This is a genomic window from Limnobacter sp. (genome assembly GCF_043511195.1).
In the GTDB taxonomy this organism is placed as follows: Bacteria; Pseudomonadota; Gammaproteobacteria; order Burkholderiales; family Burkholderiaceae_B; genus Limnobacter.
This window is the reverse complement of the sequence record NZ_CP121330.1, coordinates 2,363,825-2,383,063: the sequence shown is the minus strand read 5'-3', so window position 1 is coordinate 2,383,063 and position 19,239 is coordinate 2,363,825. Positions and strand designations below refer to the sequence as shown.

Below are 19,239 nucleotides of genomic sequence, written 5' to 3'. Positions count from 1 at the left end.
GGCAGGGCTTGTCCGGTTTGGTCAATCCCTTGTTTTACGCTATTCTGCCGGGCTGAACATTTTGATTTGAAGTTGTCTGGCCATGCATGATTTTTCCAGTTACACGCTGATTATTGATGCCCGCTCGCCGCGCGAGTACGAGGAAGATCACATTCCTGGTGCAGTCAACATGCCCGTGGTGAACAACGACGAGTATGCAGAGGTCGGCACCCTTCACCGCAGCGACAAAATGGGCGCATACAGCATTGGCGTGCGTTATTCCTTGGCCAATATTGCACGGCACTTGACCGAAGACCTGCCCAAATACCCCAAAGACGGCAAGGTGCTGGTGTACTGCTTCCGTGGAGGCAAGCGGAGCAAACTGTGGATTGATGCGCTTGAAACCATTGGTTACGACGTACAAAAGCTCACTGGCGGCTGGAAAGCCTATCGACGCTGGGTGAATGAGCAGCTTGAAACAGCGCCCACGAAGTTTGACTACCACGTACTGAGTGGGCCAACCGGTTGTGGAAAAACCCGCCTGTTGTACGCCTTGCACGAAGCGGGTTGCCAAGTGGTGGATCTGGAAGCGATTGCCAGGCACCGTGGTTCGATTATTGGTGCCATTCCCGATACGCCGCAGCCCTCGCAAAAGTATTTTGATACCTTGCTGCTTGAGGAACTTGCCAAGCTGGATCCTTCCAAACCTGTGTGGGTAGAAGCTGAAAGCAAAAAGATCGGCAACGTTCAAATTCCTGCTTCCATGCTCGATTCCATGCGCAAGGGTAAAACCGTTCGTGTGCATGCGGACATGCAGCAGCGGGTTGAACTGTGGCGCCAGGATTACAAACACTTTGAAGAAGACCCGGAAGGCATGCTGGAACGCCTGCGTTTTATCCGTAGCCTGGTTGGTGGAAAAGAATTCGAAGAGTGGGGAAAACTGGCGGCTGACCGACAAATGCCGGAGCTGTTTGAGCGTTTGATGCGCAACCATTACGACCCGGCATACCGCCGCTCAATATTGCGCGAATATCCCAATATTGATGAGTCACCCCTGATTGACTTGAGCGACTTGTCGCCAGCCGGTTTGCTGCAAGTTGCGAAAAACATTCGAGCGCAATACGAGCATTGACTGAGCAATGCTCGAACACTGATTTTTTAGATCACCAGCAATGCCATTTTGCGACGTATGCCTTCCGGAATCGGCGTGGGTGTATTGTTGGCTTTGTTCACAAACACATGAATGAAGTAGCCCTGGGCGCACAATTCACCTTCGGCATTGAAAAGCCCCAATTCATAACGCACTGAACTGTTGCCCAACTTGCCCACACGCAGGCCTGCCATAACGGGTTCAGGGTAGGCCAGTGGCTTTAGGTATTTGCATTGGCTTTCCACCACAAAACCCACCACTTCGCCGTTGTGAATGTCCAGGCCACCTTCTTCAATCAGGTAGCGGTTCACCACGCTGTCAAAGTAGCTGTAATACACCACATTGTTCACATGGCCGTAAATGTCGTTGTAGTGCCAACGGGTTTGAACCAGTTGCTGTAAGGGGTATTGAGCCAGTGTGGTCATGGTCGTTGTTGGTATTGTTTAGTAGGCTGCCAGGTATATGGCCAAGGCCTGGGCCTCGTTCACATCGCGTGGGTTGTTACTCAGCAAGCGGGTTTGCAGCATGGCGGCGCTGGCCATCACCGGCAAATCTTTTTCGGCAATGCCCACTTCGCGCAAGCCCACCGGCAAACCAGTGGAGGGCGACAGGGTTGCCGTGTAGTCAATGAAGGCCTGTGCCAGTTGTGCCTGGTTGTCACCATGGTGGCCCAGCTTCAACACCTGCGCCAATTCAGCATATTGCTGCTCGGCTGCGGGCAAGTTAAAGCGCAACACATGGGGCAGCACCAGTGAATTGCTCAAGCCATGCGGCACATGAAATATGCCGCCCACTGGATAAGCCAAGGCATGCACTGCGCCCACGGGGGCGTTTGCAAAAGCCTGGCCCGCCATGCAAGAACCCAGCATCATCGCCTGGCGCGCCTCGCGGTTACTGGGGTCTTTGCACACGGTGTGAAGGTTCGCAGCCAGCAGGCGCAGCGCCTCACAGGCCAGAAAGTCCGCATAGGGATTTTTCAGACGTTTGCTGGTGTAGGCCTCAATGGCATGCACCATGGCGTCAATCCCGGTGGCTGCGGTGACATGTTGTGGCAGGCTAAGTGTCCAGTCCGCATCCAGAATGGCCAGGTCGCCGTACAGCACAGGCGAAACTACGCCCATTTTTGTATCCACACCCGTGGTTACAATTGAAATTGGAGTCACTTCACTGCCAGTTCCTGCCGTGGTGGGCACCAGCACCAGTGGCAACCGGTCGCTGTGTACATTACCCACGCCGTACATGGTGGTCAGTTCTTGCTTGCCGCGCGCCAACACAGCGATCAGCTTGGCCACATCCAGCGTAGAGCCACCACCAATGGCAACTACCACATCTGCATTGAAATCTTTTGCCAGTTGGGTCACACGGTGTACCAAGGCCTCGGGCGGGTCGGGTTCCACATCGTTGCAACTGTGCACGGCGTGCCCTGCTGATGTCAAATTGTCGCAAATGGTTTTGAACGCAGCAGTACCGGAAATAAAAGGATCCACCAGCATGAAGACCCGTGCGGTTTTTAGTCCGTGCTGCGTCAACAATGGGGCCAGCATGTCTGCCATTCGTACAGAGCTGCCCGATTCGCACACAATACGGTTGACGGTTCTAAATTCAAATGGGGCCATGCCGGTGTCTCCTCGCTGTTTTTTTGTATTTTAGCCTTTGCGCTTGGGGGTCCAGGCCCAAATGGCGCGAACAAAGATCGGTTCTTTGCTTTCGCCATCGGTAATGGTGACCGCCACATCCACTTCACCGCGTTCCTCGGTTTGCATCATGGTGATTTGTTCCTGCGTCAGCATGGCTTCGGCGCGCATATCGCCCGCTGCCCGTTTGCGGTAATCCACCTCCATGCGCTTGATCACGGGTATGGCATTGGCAGGTACGTTCAAGCCGACCAAAGCACCTGTGGCTGATTCAGCAATCATGATCATGGCCACAGCATGCACCGTACCAATGTGGTTTTGTACATAGGGGCGGTTTTTTATCACCACAATCGAATGGTTGGGCTCAATCCACTCAAACTTCAAACCACTGGTTTTGAAGTACTTCACGGCGCGCCCAAACAGCAGGGTAAATGCGCGGGTTTTTAAAGGTGTGGGCAGTTTGTCCACTTGCGCATACACTTTTTGCAGCATCGATTTTTCAGTCATTTTTTTGTTCTGCCTTTACAGGGTTACAGCCAGGCGAGTGGCTTGGTTAATTGCTCGTTTGGCGTCCAGTTCGGCAGCCACTGATGAACCGCCCACCAAATGCACGGGCACGCCCAAGGCCTCGATCGGTTCTACCAGTTCACGCAAGGGGTCCTGGCCAGCACACACAATAATGTTGTCCACTTCCAGAATTTGGGGGCCATGCGCACCCATCACATGCAAACCACGGTCGTCAATTTTCAGGTACTCAACACCCTGCATAAAGTGAACGCGGCGGCTTTTCAAGCTGGCCTTGTGCACCCAGCCCGATGTTTTGCCAAGGCGTTTGCCCAAGGGTTCGTCCTTGCGCTGACATAGCCACACCTCACGTGCAGGCTTGGGTGGTTCTGGCTGCACGCCATCAATACCACCTGCGTTCTTGGGGTCAAAGGTAATGCCCCATTCTTTTTTCCAGCTTTCCAGGTCCAGTGTGGGGGAAGGGTGGGCAAAGTCGTGCGTCAGGTATTCCGACACATCAAACCCAATGCCACCAGCTCCAATCACCGCCACTTTCTGGCCCACTTCTTTTTTGTGGAGCAGCACGTCGATATAGCTCATCACCTTGGGGTGATCAATGCCTTCAATACCGGGCGTGCGGGGTTTAATACCAGTGGCCAGAATGACTTCTTCAAATTTTTCTTTTGAAATCAGCGCGGCGTCTACCCGCGTGTTCAAGCGAACGTCCACGTTCTTCAGTTCCAGTTGACGCTTGAAATAGCTGATGGTCTCAAAAAACTCTTCTTTGCCCGGAATTTGTTTGGCCATGTTGAACTGGCCACCAATTTCACTCGCTTTGTCGAACAGGCTGACGTGGTGTCCACGACGGGCCAGTTCAGTGGCCGCTGCCAGTCCTGCCGGGCCTGCACCCACCACGGCAATTTTCTTTTTGCGCTCGATCGGTTTGTCCACAATTTCAAGTTCATGGCAGGCGCGCGGGTTCACCAAACAAGAGGCACGCTTCAGGCTGAAGGTGTGGTCAAGGCAAGCCTGGTTACAGGCAATGCAGATATTGATTTCGTCGGCGCGGCCTTCTTTGGCCTTGATCGCAAAATCGGGGTCAGCCAACAGGGGGCGAGCCATCGACACCATGTCGCATGCGCCGTCGGCCAACAGTTGCTCCGCCACGTCCGGTTTGTTGATGCGGTTGGACGCAATCACGGGAATACGCAATTCCTTCCTCAGGCGCGCAGTCAGTTCAGCAAACGCCGCACGGGGTACAGACGTAACAATGGTGGGTACACGGGCCTCATGCCAGCCAATTCCGGTGTTCAGCAAGTTGGCTCCAGCGTCTTGCACAGCCTTGGCGATGTAACTGACGTCTTCCCAGGTGTTGCCACCTTCGACCAGGTCAAGCAGGGAATGGCGATAAATAATGATGAATTTCTCGCCCACGGTTTCGCGAATGCGGCGAACAATTTCAACCGACAAACGCGCACGGTTTTCAACCGATCCCCCCCAGCGGTCTGTACGCTGGTTGGTGCGTTTGCAAATAAACTGGTTCAGGAAGTAGCCTTCCGAGCCCATGACTTCAACGCCGTCGTAACCGGCTTCTTGCGCAATTTTTGCCGAACGTGCGAATGCGGCAATGGTTCGGCGAATGCCGAAGTCGCCAATTTCGCGGGGTTTGAACGGGTTAATTGATGACTTCACATTCGAAGCCGAGACGCTGAGCGGGTGATAGGCATAACGACCGGCGTGCAATAGTTGCATCACGATTTTGCCGTCGTGCTTGTGCACGGCTTCGGTCACTTTCTTGTGGTGTTTGATGGCACCGCTGCTGCTCAATTTGGAGGCAAAAGGATACAGCCAACCTTCCAGATTCGGAGAAAACCCGCCGGTCACGATCAAGGCAGTGCCGCCTTTGGCGCGCGCTTCAAAGTAGGCAGCAAATTTGTCGAATTCCTTGTATTTGTCTTCAAGGCCGGTGTGCATCGAACCCATCATGATGCGGTTACGCAATGTGGTAAAGCCAAGGTCGAGCGGAGAATTCAAATGGGGGAATGCGTCAGACACGTTACCGTCTCCTTAAAAATCGGTAGTTTTTTGTAATGTATTTACTTATGTTACTTAAAAGTAATTTTTATTGTTGGAGTCAGCACTCAAAATAGCACGATCGGTCAATTTTTTGCGTGTTTTATTCATGAAGAAATTACTGCGCCGCAATATTCAGGGGAACCTGTATCCCCGCGCTTTGTCCTAAACTGGTGTTTTACCCAGCAAGCGCTTTCCCCATGCAGTCTTTTCAATATTGGGCGCGGCAATCACGCCGTGCATCGTTCCGCATTTTGTTCGTGGCCTTGGTCTTGGCTGTGGCCGCGATATCCTCCGTGGGGGTGTTTTCAGCCCGCATCGAGGCGGCTTTGGTGCGCGACGCCAGCCAAATGTTGGGCGGAGACCTGGTCATTGAATCCAAACGCAATGTGGATGCCGCACCTTGGCTTTCCGTGCTGGATAAGCCGGAATACGCCAGTTTGAAGCAGGCGCAAAGCGTGGTGTTTCCCAGCGTGGTCCCTTCCGCGCGGGTTGATCTGCTTGTGTCTCTGAAAGCAGTGAACAACACTTATCCGCTGCGTGGACAAATGACAGTGCGCAACGCACAGGGGCAGGATGAAAAAGTGGCCAGTGGTCCGCCACAAGGCGAGCTTTGGGTAGACCAAGGCGTATTGGGTTCGCTGGATGTTCAATTGGGTGATGAAATTCAGGTGGGCGAAATTACACGCCCGGTAACGCGCGTCATTCTGGTAGAGCCTGACCGCGGCGGTGGTTTTGTTAATTTTGCCCCCCGCGTGATGATGAATACCGCCGACCTGGGCGAATCGAAGTTGCTGGGCCTTGGCTCGCGCGCCACCTGGCGAATTTATTTCACGGGCGCTCAACCCCTGGTTGACCAACTGATCACTGAACTCACTCCCCAGTTAACCCCTGTCGAGGAAATTGAAACCCTTGAAAACGGGCGTCCGGAGATCAGCAATACTTTAGAACGCGCCAATGATTTTCTGGCCATGGCCGCGCTGATCGGCACCATGGTGGCCTGCGTGGGCATTGCGCTTGTTGCGCATTTGTTTGCCAAAGAGCAGGCCAGCGAACTGGCCGTGCTGAAAAGCCTGGGTTACACGCCCAAACGCCTGTTGCGCATGTGGGTCATCGGCATGGGCCTGTTAACCCTGGGTGCAGGTGTGCTGGGTGTGGCCTTGGGGTGGGCGGCCCACTGGGGCTTGCTGGCCTTGCTGGCCGAACTGGTGGGGGTTGATTTGCCACTGGCCGGTTTGTATTACCTGCCTATGGGTATTTTGCTGTCAGCACTGCTGTTGTTCGGTTTTGCTGCGGTGCCAACCTGGTATGCCTTGCGTGCACCGGCAGTGGCAGTAATTCGTCATCAAACGCTTAAAAGCAGTGGCGGGCAATTGGTGTTGTCTGTGCTGTTTGGCGTGCTCACGGCAATTGCTGTGTGTTTGCTGATTGTGAACAATGTGGTGTTGGCCCTGTTGCTGTTCGCCGGCTTTGTTGGCACCTCCCTTGTGTTTGCCTTGTTGTTTTGGGGCCTGCTCAAGGCCTTGGCTTATTTCGGGCGGGGCAGGTCGTCCAAAGGTTCCAATATTGCGGTGTTTCAAAGCATGTCCAAACGTGCCAGCACACTGGTGTTGCAGGGTGTAAGCCTTGCGTTGGGCCTTGCCGCATTGTTGATGCTGGCTGTGGTGCAGGGTGATCTCATTGACCGCTGGCAAGAAGCCGTGCCCGAAGATGCACCCAATCGTTTTGTGTTCAATATTCAACCTGATCAAGTTGAGGGCGTGCAACAAACCCTGAATACGGCAAGCCAGAATCCCGTAAACCTGTATCCCATGGTGCGTGGCCGTTTAAGCGCCATCAATGGAGAAATCATTACTGCGGAAACTTTTGCTGATGAACGTGCCCGCAATACCGTGGAACGTGAACTGAACCTGAGTTTTGCCGATACATTGCCCACGCACAACACCCTTGCAGAAGGCGCATGGTTTGACGAAACGCAGGCCAAGGCCGAGGTTTCAGTAGAAGATGGTGTGGCCGTGCGCTTGGGGCTCGCCATGGGCGACAAGCTGACTTTCGACATTGCAGGCACACCGCTCACGGTTGAAATTACCAGTATTCGCGAACTGCGTTGGGATTCCATGGAAGTGAACTTCTTCATGGTGTTTCCGACCGAAGTGCTGGAAAGTTTCCCGCAAACCTGGATTACCTCGGTCAGTTTGCAACAAGACAAAGCCATTCCTGTGTCGCGTGAGTTGGTGCGCAGTTACCCCAACTTGACCGTGCTGGACACTGAACTGGTGATCACCCAGCTTCGCAAAATTCTGGGGCAGGTGGGGCAGGCTGTTCAATTTGTATTTCTGTTCACTGTGGCAGCAGGTGGCTTGGTGGTGGTGGCCTGCGTCATGACAGGTGCACGGGTGCGCACCCGCGAAGCCGCGATTTACCGCGCCATGGGTGCTTCTACTGCACAACTTCAGCGTGCCGCATGGCTCGAGCTTTCTGTGCTGGGTGCTTTGGCTGGCTTGGTGGCTGCAATAGCCGCCCAGGGGTTGGGCTGGGGCGTGGCGCATTTTGTGTTCGAGTTTGAATATTTCCTGTCGCCCATGCACATTGTTGCTGGGGTGGTGGCAGGTGCTGCGGTGTCGGTGGTTTTTGGTGCATGGTCAGTGAACAAGGTGTGCCGCGCACCGGTGATGCAAACCTTGAGGCAAGCCACCGCGTAAAGCATGTTACATGCCGGTACAATGTGGGTAGATTATCCGCATTACCCAGACCCAAATTCAGGCCGGCATGTCCATGAGCAACAACGATTCAAGCAGCACCAGCACCAACACAAGCGACGACGCGCAACCCAAGCCGCCCATTCTTTACTTCGGCGACACGCCAGAAGACCAACAGGTGGGGGTGCGCAAGCTGGTTGATCTGTTTTACGACGAAATGGATCAAAACCCCGATTTCGAGCGCATTCGCAAGCTGCACCCGGTTCATCTGAATCATTCACGCGAAAAGTTTTACCTGTTCCTGTCGGGCTGGTTGGGTGGTCCCGACTTGTATTCGCCCCAGTTTGGTCATCCACGTTTGCGCATGCGCCACATGCCCTTTCCCATTTCCAGTGAGGACCGCGACCAATGGCTGTTGTGCATGGTCAATGCCTTGCGTGCCATGCAACTGCCCGAGAAAGTCATTGAAGGGCTGATGTTGTCATTTTTCCGCACAGCCGACTGGATGCGCAACAAACCCGATCCCGAGGGCAGCGCCAAGGGTTTGAACACCATTTCAATCAAGGGCGAGTAAGCATGGAGGCTTCACTGATATGGGCAGTTCTGGGACTGTTGCTTGTGGTCCTGATCGGTCTTTTCCTGGTGTACCGAAAAATGTCAGCCGACAATTCGGCCGAGCTTGCCCAATTTCAACAACAGGTGTTGAGCAATCTTGATGAGCTCATGGATGCGCAGGCCCAGCAGCGTTTCGTCTCGGAAGAGTTGAGCAAGCAACTGCGTCTTGTTAATCAAGACATGGAAACACGGCAAGGAAAACAGGCTGAATTGCTTCAGCAAACTTTTGCCCAAGCGCGCACCAAGAGTCAGCAGGCCGCACATGGTTTGCAGCAAATTATTGTGGGTCAATTCACGCAGGGCAATCAAATTCAATCTGAGAAACTGAACCAGTTTTCTGAAACCCTGCACCGCACCAACACCCTGATTCAAGATCAGCTTACGCAAATTCGTTTGTCGGTTGAACAAAAGCTCAAAGACATTCAAGACGACAATGCCAGCAAGCTGGAATTGATGCGTAAAACGGTGGATGAAAAACTGCACGCCACATTGGAAACCCGCTTGGGCGAATCGTTCAAGCAGGTCAGCGAGCGGCTTGAACAGGTTTACAAAGGTTTGGGTGAAATGCAAACCCTGGCCACTGGTGTGGGCGATTTAAAGCGCGTTTTAACCAATGTGAAAACCCGTGGCACCTGGGGCGAAGTGCAGTTGCAGGCATTGCTTGAGCAAATGCTGACACCGTCGCAGTTCGGCCGCAATATTAAACCTGTACCGGGCAGCAACAACATTGTTGAATTCGCAGTGCGCCTGCCGGGCAAGGAAGATGACCAACCCGTGTGGTTGCCCATCGACTCCAAGTTCCCCAAAGAGCAATACGAGCGCCTGCTTGAATGTTTTGACCGGGCAGATGCCGATGGCGTGGCCACCGCATCCAAAGCATTGGACATGGCCATACGCGCCGAAGCCAAAACAATTGCAGAAAAATACCTGGCCCCGCCTTACACCACCGATTTCGGCATTCTGTTTTTGCCCACCGAGGGTTTGTATGCTGAAGTGGTGAAGCGCCCAGGCCTGGTCGATGACCTGCAGCGTTTGCACCGGGTTACCGTCGCTGGCCCAATCACTTTGACCACGTTGTTGAATGCATTCCAGCTGGGCTTTAAAACGCTGGCATTGGAAAAACGTTCAAGCGAGGTGTGGACAGTGCTTAGCGCCGTCAAAACTGAGTTCAGTAAATTTGGCGATATTCTTGCCAAAACGCGCGATACCCTGGAAAAAGCCGCTAAAAATATTGAGGGCGCAGAAGTTCGTTCACGCGCCATGCAACGCAAATTGAAAGGCGTTGATGAGTTGCCCGAGAAAGATGCCCTGAGTGTTTTGGGGTTCAACGACAGCAAGGTGGACCCGCTGGATGATGACGATGCGCCCGCAAACACCTGACACCTTACCCCGCGTGGCATTGGTGGCCACAGGTGGCACCATTGCCGGTGCTTTGACCGAAGGATCGGAAACCTGGGCTTATGAATCAGCCCAACGCAGCGGTGAAAGCCTTGTAGTTGACATGCCCGATTTGTTGCGCCGCGCACAGTGGCATTTTGAGCAACCTTACAGCATTGGTAGTCAAAACCTGCAGCTGTCGCACATGCTGCAACTGCGCTCAGTTCTCTTGCGCTTGCTTCAATCGCCCTTGGTAGACGCGGTCATGGTGACGCATGGCACCGATACCATGGAAGACATGCTGTACTTCCTCCACCTTACATTGCCCACTTCAGCCTTTAGTAAACCTTTGCTGTTCACCGGCGCCATGTTGCCTGCCGATGCCGAACAAGCCGATGGTCCAGAAAACTTGCGTGGTGCACTGGCTTTTATCGAGCAATGTTTGATGGGTCGCCAGCCAAACAGCACCATGCCGTTTGGCTTGTTCATGCAGGGCTTGTTTACGCCTGCGGCATGCGTGGAGAAGCAAAGTACAGCGGGTTTCGATGCCTTCGACGGACCTTATTCTGTGGTGCCTGATTCAAATTGCCTGAACAGCCAGGAGGCGATGAGTTCGCCCTTGGATTCAGGGGCGCAAGGTCAGTTTTCAAAACTATTTGATGACGATGCAACCGGGCATCCCCTGTTCGAAGCCATGGAAGTCCCTGTGGTGTACTGCGTGCCTGGAAACGGTCCTTTGCGTCAATTAAATGACCTTTTGAGTCGCAAGCCTGCCTCTGTAATTGTTGCTGCACCAGGCCATGGCAACATTCCTGACGATTGTGTTTCAGTATTACGCCGTTTGTTGCTCAATGGGGTCAGTGTGGTACGTGCAAGCCGAGTGGCCTAAGGTGGCGTGGAACAGGGTGGCGAATTCAGCGCTTTGGATGGTTTCAGGGAAGGCGGCAATACAGGCAATGCCGCAGTATTTTCTGAGTCGGGAAGTTTGAGCTTGAGCAAGTGTGCAATGTACGAGCGGCTGCGAGTGTTGGCCCGCAGCCTGATGGCCTAGCGATTATTGAATTATTCGACCTTGGCCTGTGCAAGATTCAAACCCTTTTTACCTTGGGTTTGCGCGGTGGTAAAAGGCATGTTTTGTTCACGAATAATTTGCCAAATGCCTTTGTCTTCTTTCCAGGTCAGTACTTTTTTTGAGCGTTCCTGATACGACTTCGCCTGATAATCCTGAACAAAACTGATTTCATATTCATCGGGTTTGTCGAAACTGGGAATGACTTGCAAGTCTGAAATTTCGATGTCGATTCCTTGCGCTTTCGAAATTCGATCACGCCGGTGACTTACCCAAGCTTCGTAGCTTCCTTCTTCAGGTTTGAAGTTGGGTGCATAGAACGCAATGTAGCTGTTCAGGTCTTTGTTTTCCCATGCTGAGGCCCACGCTTTCGTTTTGTCGATCAGGCTTTTTGATACTTCCGCAGGGTCACCAAATGCCGCCACTTGTTGAGTGGGGCCACCGTCGTTGAGCTGAGCCAACTGAATCGGGGGCAGGCTGTTGGTGGCATCGACTGACTTCAGCGCCTCGTCGAATCCAATATTGGGCAAATCAAAATCTTCAAGATTAATCAAACTGGCCGGGCAGCCTTCTGCTTCCGCACCGCTCTGTGTTTGTTCTTTGTAGAACAAGACATTGCGTTTGGTGGGTTCGTCAGCGTTGACCAGCTCATCAACTGCAAACAGCGTGGTGAGTTGTCCTGTGGCCGCCAGCAGTTTCAGTGTTGAAATGCTTAAGTCCGCTTCAATATTGATCAGGGCGCGTTGCGCCTGATAGTACTCATTTTCCGCGCTCAGCAAATCGAGCAGGCTACGCCGCCCCACGGCGAATTGCTGCTCGTATGCGGCACGTGCTTTGGTAATTGCCGCTGCCTGCTCACGAAAGTAATTCAGTTTTTTTTGCGAACTGACCACGTCGAACAAGGAGGTTTGTGTTGACTGGCGAATGGCGCGGCAAATAATCAGCTTGTCGTCCAGGCTGCGAAGTCGTCGTTTGATCGCGGCATTTCGGGAGGCGTTGTCGGCACCGCCGCGGTACAGATTAATTGTTGCCAGCAAGTCAATGGATGAAATTTGTCGCTCATCGAAGGTAGACAGGTAATTGCTGTACACATCTGTTTTCGCGCGCAGGTCAAGGCGAGGGTGAAAGCCCTCGCTGGCTGCTGTCACTTCCTGCTTGGCGGTGGTAATTGCCGCGTTAGAGGCTTTCAGCAAGGGGTGGTTGTTCAGGGCGAACACCAGGCGTTCTTTGTTCTCGACTTCAAAGTTAGCGTTAACAACATATTCCCCTGCTTGATTCACAGGCCAAACCGTGTCTGTAATTCGCTGGTAATTTGCCATCGACGAAAATGTGTTTGCTTTCTCGGTCGCCAGGTTGCCCAAGGCCAAGGTGTATCGGCTGCGTGCTTGCTCAAGATCGGATTGGCGGCTAACTCCGCTTTTCACTTTCTCTTCAATGCGGTTCATCAGGTCTTGGTGGTATTTCAGATTGTTTTCTGAAAGTAGAGTAAGGGCCTGAAACCGGGAAACGTCCACATGAGCACTGGACGCTTCAAAGGCCACCTGATTGGCTTTGTTGATGTATCGGTAATAACTTTGCATGGCCCCGGAATGGGCGGCCATGTAGCGGGCCTGAGAGGCAAACCCGTTGTAAAGGTTTTGACGTGCCTCAATTCCATAGGAATTTGCGTTGTAGGTGCGTGTGTCCGAGTTCTCAATGCTGGTGCGTTCCCGACCTGCCGAACCCCGCGCATCGACCGTGGGCAGCAGGGTGCCAAAGACCACGTTTGCTTCCTCCATTTGTGCCTCAAGTGCATGCACATCGGCGTCTAGTGTGGGGCTGTTTTGCAAACCCTTGATTACGCTTTGTTGCAAGGGGTTGGGCGTTTCTACGGCAGGAGTGGCCTGATTTTCCTGGGACCATGCAGCGGGCACGCTGAAAGTGAGCAGGGCGAGAAACATTGCTGCAGGCAAGGTTCTCAATGTGGTGTTTGGCGTGTGGCTTGTGTTCATGTTGGCTCGTTCGTTAAATTGCATCAGCTCACCGCAACTGCGTCTTCGGCGGGTACACAGGATGAAGAGTCAAAGTCACTGGCGCTGAAACTTGAAGCCCATCCTGCTTTGCTTTGGGTGTGTTCGTTGGCTTGTTCCTGGGCATGCTCCAGATAAGCCTGCACTTTTTCTTGAGTGGCTTGTGCGACGGCATCGACCGAATATTCTTCGGAGGAGTATTCATAGTCGTGCATCTTGGTGTCGCCCGTGTCAGCGGCGTTTTCTGTGTAGTCTGTGGGGCAGTCACTGTCACTGACGGGTGTGTCAATTGACTCAACATTCATGTACACATGGGCGGTGTCGGTCAGGCAACCGTCGTCACCAATGGTGTAGCTGATAACGTCTTCACCACAAAATCCCTCGTTGGGCGTGTAGTGCAATTTGCCGTCCCTGATTTCAACTGTTCCGTTTTCTGCGCTCGCTTCGGTGATTTTCAATTCGCCACAGCCCAGGTCGTTGTCGAGCACGTCGACAATGACTGGGCAATCTACCTTGGTACTCGAACAGTCATTCACCGCATCTACTTCGGGGCAATCCGGATCGGTCTTGCATTCTTCCTGCTCATCTACTGGGGGCAGGTGGGCGGTGCGGGGCATTCGCAGTCTTCCTCTTCGTCGACGGGTGGGTCTACGGGCGGCGGTTCTTCATTTTCATCCACGGGTGTTGGGGGTGGCATGTCTTTGCATTCCACACTGGCAGGACCTTCTTTTTCAACCACGCGGACCGTGTCGGTACCGTTTTCGCCCACTTCGCCATCCATGCTGGGTAGTGGGTCCTGGCTGACGCGTTCCACAACATAGCCTTCGCTCAATTTCGGAAGGTCTTCTGGCACATCGTTGTCTTGGGCTTCCACGGTAATGTATTTGCGAACAACATCTTTGTCAGGTGGGGTACCCGCATCGAAAGGCACAATTTCACCGGTTTTCGGTTTGATCAGCCATTCGGTTGGTCCTTCCAGGGGGCGAACCATTTCAGGGGCAGTAATCTGTCCATCGGTAAATGGCCCCAGTTGTACAACCACCTCGGTTTGCGGCTTGCGTTTCAGGGCAGGGCGCGGTTTTCTGGCCAGTCCCAGTGTACTTGGGTCGCATTCTTGGGCATTCACAACGGGCTTCTCGCTCATACGGGTCCTCGGATTCGATGTCATTGATAAGTGATCGAGTCGCGAGTTTGGTTCCAAATCCACTGTGTGCCAAACAGGTGATTGGGTCAGGATGGGCGAGAGTTAACTCTATGGAGTTATTTTGTAAGGTTGGCTTTGCTTCACTGTTCAGTGAAGGCTTGGATCGAACCCCGTAAAACCGGCTTGGTGAGGTAGGACAACACCGTTCGGTCTTCGGTCTCAATGCTCACATTGGCAACCATGCCAGGCATTAAACGGATTTTTTCGTGCACCTGCTGGCGTTGCACCGTGACTTTTACACTGAAGTAAGGTCGGCCAAATTCGTCAAGTAAACTGTCTGCGGAGATACTCTCCACGGTCCCTTCAAGTGCGCCGTAAATGGCATAGTCATAGGCGGTTACACGAATATTGGCATGTTGTTCGGGGCGAATAAATGCAATGTCTTTCGGATTAATTCGAGTCTCGAAAACCAATTGTTCATCAATCGGTACAATTTCGATCACTTCCTTTCCTGCAGGTACAACGGCCCCGCGGGTATTGTACAAAATGCGCTGTACAAGTCCGTCTACTGGGGTTTTCAATGTGGCCTGGTTTACCCGGTCGGAAAGTTCGATCTGGTTTTGCTCCAGACTGGCCAGTCGCGCTTTGACCTCGGACAGTTCAGTGCGCGCTTCATTGATTTGTTTCAAGCGAATTTCTTCAATTTTTTGGCGAGCTTCACGAATCGCGGAATGAAGCCGATTAGTCTGGGCATTGGCGCCTTCAAAGTCGCCTTTGGCTTTGGCCACATCGCGTTCAAGACGAAGCACTTCGATTGGTGACACCGCGCCACTTTTTAGAAGAGGCCGCATGCTGCCCAATTCTTGTTCGGATATTTCCAGATTGCGTTTGGCCGCAGTGGCATTACTTTGGGCTTCATCAAGCTCGCGTTGACGTTGATCAAGTTGCTGCTCATAAATTTGTGTCTGCGCAGCCCACTCTTGCAATTTGGTTTGCAGCAGCTTGGATTCTTGCATGTATAAATCGGGAAATTGTTGAACCAAAGCCGCAGGCAGATTCAGTGCGGTTTTGTTAAGTTGGGCCATTAACCTGGCTTCCCGAAATTGAAACGAGGCATCGATCGCCTCCTTTTCCTTCAGGCTTGATGAAAAGCGGGTGATGTCGATTTGCACCAGTTTGTCACCGGCTTTCACCAATTGGCCTTCGCGTACGAACACTTGGTTGATCACCCCGCCGTCCACGGTTTGAATCACTTGCAAGCGCTGCGAAGGCACTACCCGTGCTTCGCCATGCGCGGCCTGGGGCACTGTTGCAATCGCAGACCAGGCGAGCAAGGCCAGCAAGGTGAGCGCACAGCAGTGCACCAGTCGCCTGGTGATCACTTGTTGTTGTTGCCACAGCCGTGATTGTTCAAGCGCGGCTGTAGCAGGAATGTGGTGCGGCCCACTTTTCCCCGCAAACCAATGAATAATCCCCTTTATTGTGTTTTGAATACTCATTGTTTAATCTGCCTTTCTTGTTTGCGCTGCGTGGCAAGTGCGTTGGCGGCGTGCAGTACTTCAGGTTTTCCCCCTTGTGTGTGTATTTGCCCGTTGTGCATTAGAACCAAGCTGTTTGCGCAAGAAAGTAGCCCCAGTTTGTGCGTGGTAAACACCAGAATAGTTTGTTCCGGTAGTTGTTGCAGGTGTTGCATTAGCTGGTTTTCCATGTGTTGATCCAGGCACACGGTGGGTTCGTCGAGAAGCACCAATTGCGGCTGACCAGCCAGTGCCCTGCACAGCGACACGGCCTGTTTTTGCCCAGAGGACAAATTGTTGCCTTGGCTTTCAATCGCCATGTGAATTCCGTCGGGGTGCTGGTCTATCCATTCTTTCAGGCCCAGTTGCCGTAAAACTTTCCAGCAGTCCGCGGTGCCAATGTTTGGGCGCATGAAGCGAATGTTGTCGAGCAAACTACCCTTGATCAACACCGGAGGTTGGCTGGCATAGCCCACTTTGGATTGAAATTCACTGGCGTGAATATGGTCGACAGACAGTTTGTTGACCGCCAGTTGACCCAGGTCGCATTTCAGCTGTTGTGCCAGTAGTTTCAGCAGGGAGGTTTTTCCTGAACCTGTGGTACCAATAATTCCGAGTCGCTCACCAGCGTGCAGGTTCAAGTTCACGGCGCGAAGTATGAAGTCAAAGGGTTGTGCTGTAGTGTTGTTGCGCCCAGGCTTGAGCACACTGGCTGATTCAAGCGCAATGTCATCCACGCGTTCAAGCGCGTTACGTTGTGTTTTGGATTGATTTTGCTGGCCTAAAAACTGGTCAAGTTCTTCGAAACTGGATTGGGCTGAATGCGTTTGCACCAAGTGCGCTTGCAGTTTTTGAATGGGGGCAAAGCAGCGCATGGTCAACATCGACACTGCGATCAATCCACCCACTGTGAGTTGTTTCTCAACAATGAAGTAAACCCCCAGCGAAATTGTAAGCACCCAACTGCTTTGCTGTAGCAGGTGTATGCGTTGGTTGACTGAAAAGAGCTGATCGCGCACAGCATTGCCGCTTAATCGCGACTTAAGTTGTAGTTTGTTGAGCAATTGGCTGTGAGCCTGTTGCACGCCATGGGCTTGAATGTTGTCCAGGCAGGCGAGTGAATCCAGCCATTGACTTTGAGTTTCGCGGCTTTGCCGCATCTGGATTTGCCCTAGCCGGGACATTGTTCTGTGCGAGGTTGCTACGAATAACAGTGTTAATCCAATAACGCCACCAGCGATCAATAAAAACGCTGGGTGAATCAGCGCGATTACTGCCAAAAACAGCACCAGAAAAGGCAAGTCAATCAAGGCCAGCAGGAATACACCTGTGATCAATTCTCGCAGTTGTTCAAACGAGCGAAGATGCTGTAGCAGCAAAGTGGGTTCTGTTTTGTGAATGGGTACATTCAGGAGTGCTTTTGACAGGTGTGTGGTGCAGCGGGCGTCAATTGATGTCGCGGCAATTTCCATCAGGCGGTGGCGGGCATGCTTTAACGCATGTTCAAACCCCAGGCAGAGGAATACCCCCATCAGCAATGCAATCATTGATGCGTAGGCTTGGTTGGGGATGATCCGGTCGTACACCTGAAGCGAAAACAGTGGGCCAGCCAAGGCCAACAAGTTAATTAGCAGTGATGCGTAGATCACTGGCTTGAAGCTTCCGTTCTCGAAATTCAGCGCTTCGCGTAACCATGGGCTGTCGCGAAGTTGTTGCCAAAAGCCGAGCAGGCTTGAGGGTGTGTGGCTGGTGTTGGCGTGGACGCTGTCGGGTTTGATCGAGTCAATTTGAAGCGCCCATTTCAAGGCGGTTTGCTCAGGATTACGTGCAATCAATTCTTCAAGCCGACCGCACTGGCCGTTGTGCAACATGGCCAGGGTGAATGGGCCCAGGTGCTTGATTTCCCCGGGCGACACCTCGTGAAATAGTTGCCGGGAAATATTGCAGGCGGAAAGATAGCCCAACACGTGATTCAGTTCAGCGTCGTCGCCAGGCTCGAGCAGCTCGGATTGCAGTGCCCACTGGCTGGGCAGAAACTCCAGCCCCAACTCTTCCAGCACACTGCACAGGGTGTGTTGTAACGGTTTGATGGGGCGGGGGTCTTGGAGCATGTCAGGGGCCTGAATTCAAGAGCGCCCATGGTAGCGCCTGAACTTACCCCTGAAAATCACTCACTTGGTTCACTCCCCCGGGTGGGGTTCATTGGGAACTTAAATCAAGCCTTCAAACGGCAGGGCCAGCACCGAGTCGCCCGCTTTTAAGTCACCTTGATCATGGGCCAGCACCAGCAAGCAATCGGATTCGGACATGCTGCGCAAAATACCGGAACCTTGTGCACCTGTAAGGTGTGCAATTGGAGAGCCTTGAGTCATATCGAGTCGGGCGCGTTGATATTCGGTACGCCCCGGGCGCTTGCGCACGTTCTGCGCAAGTTTTGCCGTGACCATGGGAATAGGTAAGGTATTTGCGTGAGCCAATTTGAACAAGGCGTCACGTACAAATGCGTAAAAGGTGACCATGACCGCCACCGGGTTGCCAGGTAAACCAAACAGATATGCTGAATCACCTGTGTTTTTGTTGTGCACTTGACCAAAAGCCATGGGGCGACCGGGGCGCATGGCAATTTTCCAGAAATTCACGCTGCCCAGTTTTTCCATCACGTGTTTTGTGTAGTCGGCTTCGCCGACAGAGACACCGCCCGAAGTCACGATAACATCTGCCTGTTCCATGGCTTGAAGCATGGCTTGCTCAAGCGCTTCAGGTGAATCATGCACAACGCCCATATCCAGTAATTCAACGAATCGCAGGCGTGTCAGCATGCCCCACAATGTGTAGCGGTTGCTGTCATACACGCAGCCTTCATCCAGGGGTTGACCCAAAGATCGGAGTTCGTCGCCAGTGGAAAAAAAAGCCACCCGCAGTTTTCTGCGTACGGCAATTTCCGCGATACCCAACGAGGCAATTAAACCCAAGTCTGCTGGGCGCAGCACCTTACCGGCGGGCAGGGCAGGCTTTCCGATGGTCAGGTCTTCACCCGCCAATCTGCGGTTGTCCCCGGCTTTGACGGCACCTGGCGGAAAGCTGATGGTGTCGCCACTGACGGTGGCATTTTCTTGAATCAGCACTGTGTCGCAATTCTCGGGCATTACTGCGCCAGTCATGATGCGCACGCATTCACCCTTGCCGCAATTGCCGTTGAAGGCCTTTCCAGCGTAAGCAGTGCCGACCATTTTCAGATTGGTAATGCCAGCGGCTTGAATACAGTGCCCGCTGAAGGCATAGCCGTCCATCGCGGAATTGTCGTGTGCTGGCACATTGATGGGTGACAGCAAGTCTGTTGCTAACACCTGGTCGAGCGCCTCTCGAATGGCTACGGTGCGTGTCCCGGTAATAGGCTGAAGAAGCGCCAGTATTTTCAGCCTTGCTTCATCGACCGTTTGAAAATCAGTTTCCATGCTTTGTTCTGCTA

The 19,239-nt window shown here is 53.0% G+C and carries 16 protein-coding genes; 6 read left to right on the top strand and 10 right to left on the bottom strand.

All coding sequences use genetic code 11. The annotated features are described in order from the left end of the window. The first annotated feature begins 82 nt into the window (after positions 1-82). A complete protein-coding gene (gene mnmH, locus P0D43_RS11335) occupies positions 83-1,111 on the top strand; it encodes a tRNA 2-selenouridine(34) synthase MnmH (protein WP_341236623.1) in 1,029 nt (342 codons plus the stop codon). Between the two features lie 26 nt (positions 1,112-1,137). On the opposite strand, the gene P0D43_RS11330 is transcribed toward mnmH, so the two are convergent. The 4 genes from P0D43_RS11330 to P0D43_RS11315 are packed head-to-tail and all read right to left on the bottom strand — an operon-like array spanning position 1,138 to position 5,322. Further along, positions 1,138-1,554 (bottom strand): acyl-CoA thioesterase, encoded by a 417-nt coding sequence (locus tag P0D43_RS11330; protein ID WP_394672454.1) that lies wholly within the window; start codon positions 1,552-1,554, stop codon positions 1,138-1,140. A gap of 18 nt (positions 1,555-1,572) precedes the next feature. Next, entirely contained in the window at positions 1,573-2,745 is a 1,173-nt protein-coding gene (locus tag P0D43_RS11325) for an iron-containing alcohol dehydrogenase (protein WP_394672453.1), read from the bottom strand. Positions 2,746-2,775: 30 nt separating this feature from the next. Then, entirely contained in the window at positions 2,776-3,270 is a 495-nt protein-coding gene (locus P0D43_RS11320) for a DUF4442 domain-containing protein (protein ID WP_159570524.1), read from the bottom strand. Positions 3,271-3,285: 15 nt separating this feature from the next. Next, positions 3,286-5,322: an FAD-dependent oxidoreductase gene (locus P0D43_RS11315; RefSeq protein ID WP_394672452.1), complete on the bottom strand. Its 2,037-nt coding sequence runs from the start codon at positions 5,320-5,322 to the stop codon at positions 3,286-3,288. Between the two features lie 218 nt (positions 5,323-5,540). Here P0D43_RS11315 and P0D43_RS11310 point away from each other — a divergent pair, with 218 nt between their 5' ends. From P0D43_RS11310 to P0D43_RS11290, 5 genes are all read left to right on the top strand, one after another. Continuing rightward, positions 5,541-8,042 carry an ABC transporter permease gene (locus P0D43_RS11310; protein WP_394672451.1) on the top strand — a complete coding sequence of 834 codons (2,502 nt, stop codon included), beginning with the start codon at positions 5,541-5,543 and terminating at the stop codon, positions 8,040-8,042. 73 nt (positions 8,043-8,115) lie between these two features. Next, positions 8,116-8,613, top strand: a complete 498-nt coding sequence (locus P0D43_RS11305; RefSeq protein ID WP_394672450.1) for a group II truncated hemoglobin — start codon at positions 8,116-8,118, stop codon at positions 8,611-8,613. Between the two features lie 2 nt (positions 8,614-8,615). Continuing rightward, positions 8,616-10,034 carry a DNA recombination protein RmuC gene (gene rmuC / locus P0D43_RS11300; protein ID WP_394672449.1) on the top strand — a complete coding sequence of 473 codons (1,419 nt, stop codon included), beginning with the start codon at positions 8,616-8,618 and terminating at the stop codon, positions 10,032-10,034. Further along, positions 10,015-10,920, top strand: a complete 906-nt coding sequence (locus P0D43_RS11295; RefSeq protein ID WP_394672448.1) for an asparaginase domain-containing protein — start codon at positions 10,015-10,017, stop codon at positions 10,918-10,920. Before rmuC ends, P0D43_RS11295 begins: the two co-directional genes overlap by 20 nt. A gap of 6 nt (positions 10,921-10,926) precedes the next feature. Further along, positions 10,927-11,082, top strand: a complete 156-nt coding sequence (locus tag P0D43_RS11290; RefSeq protein ID WP_394672447.1) for a hypothetical protein — start codon at positions 10,927-10,929, stop codon at positions 11,080-11,082. 11 nt (positions 11,083-11,093) lie between these two features. On the opposite strand, the gene P0D43_RS11285 is transcribed toward P0D43_RS11290, so the two are convergent. From P0D43_RS11285 to glp, 6 genes are all read right to left on the bottom strand, one after another. Then, positions 11,094-13,115, bottom strand: coding sequence for a TolC family protein (locus P0D43_RS11285; RefSeq protein ID WP_394672446.1), 2,022 nt, complete (start codon positions 13,113-13,115; stop codon positions 11,094-11,096). Continuing rightward, on the bottom strand, positions 13,115-13,726 hold the full coding sequence (locus P0D43_RS11280) for an Ig-like domain-containing protein (RefSeq protein ID WP_394672445.1): 612 nt from the start codon (positions 13,724-13,726) through the stop codon (positions 13,115-13,117). Before P0D43_RS11280 ends, P0D43_RS11285 begins: the two co-directional genes overlap by 1 nt. Next, the gene (locus P0D43_RS11275; protein ID WP_394672444.1) at positions 13,696-14,253 is read right to left on the bottom strand and encodes a hypothetical protein; all 558 of its coding nucleotides are present in this window, start codon (positions 14,251-14,253) and stop codon (positions 13,696-13,698) included. Before P0D43_RS11275 ends, P0D43_RS11280 begins: the two co-directional genes overlap by 31 nt. A 140-nt stretch (positions 14,254-14,393) precedes the next feature. Beyond that, on the bottom strand, positions 14,394-15,752 hold the full coding sequence (locus P0D43_RS11270; RefSeq protein WP_394672443.1) for an HlyD family type I secretion periplasmic adaptor subunit: 1,359 nt from the start codon (positions 15,750-15,752) through the stop codon (positions 14,394-14,396). Next, complete coding sequence (locus P0D43_RS11265) at positions 15,749-17,881, bottom strand: ATP-binding cassette domain-containing protein (protein WP_394672442.1); 2,133 nt, start codon at positions 17,879-17,881, stop codon at positions 15,749-15,751. The genes P0D43_RS11270 and P0D43_RS11265 overlap by 4 nt, the downstream gene beginning before the upstream one ends. 99 nt (positions 17,882-17,980) lie before the next feature. Further along, complete coding sequence (glp, locus tag P0D43_RS11260; protein ID WP_394672441.1) at positions 17,981-19,225, bottom strand: gephyrin-like molybdotransferase Glp; 1,245 nt, start codon at positions 19,223-19,225, stop codon at positions 17,981-17,983. Positions 19,226-19,239: the final 14 nt, after the last annotated feature.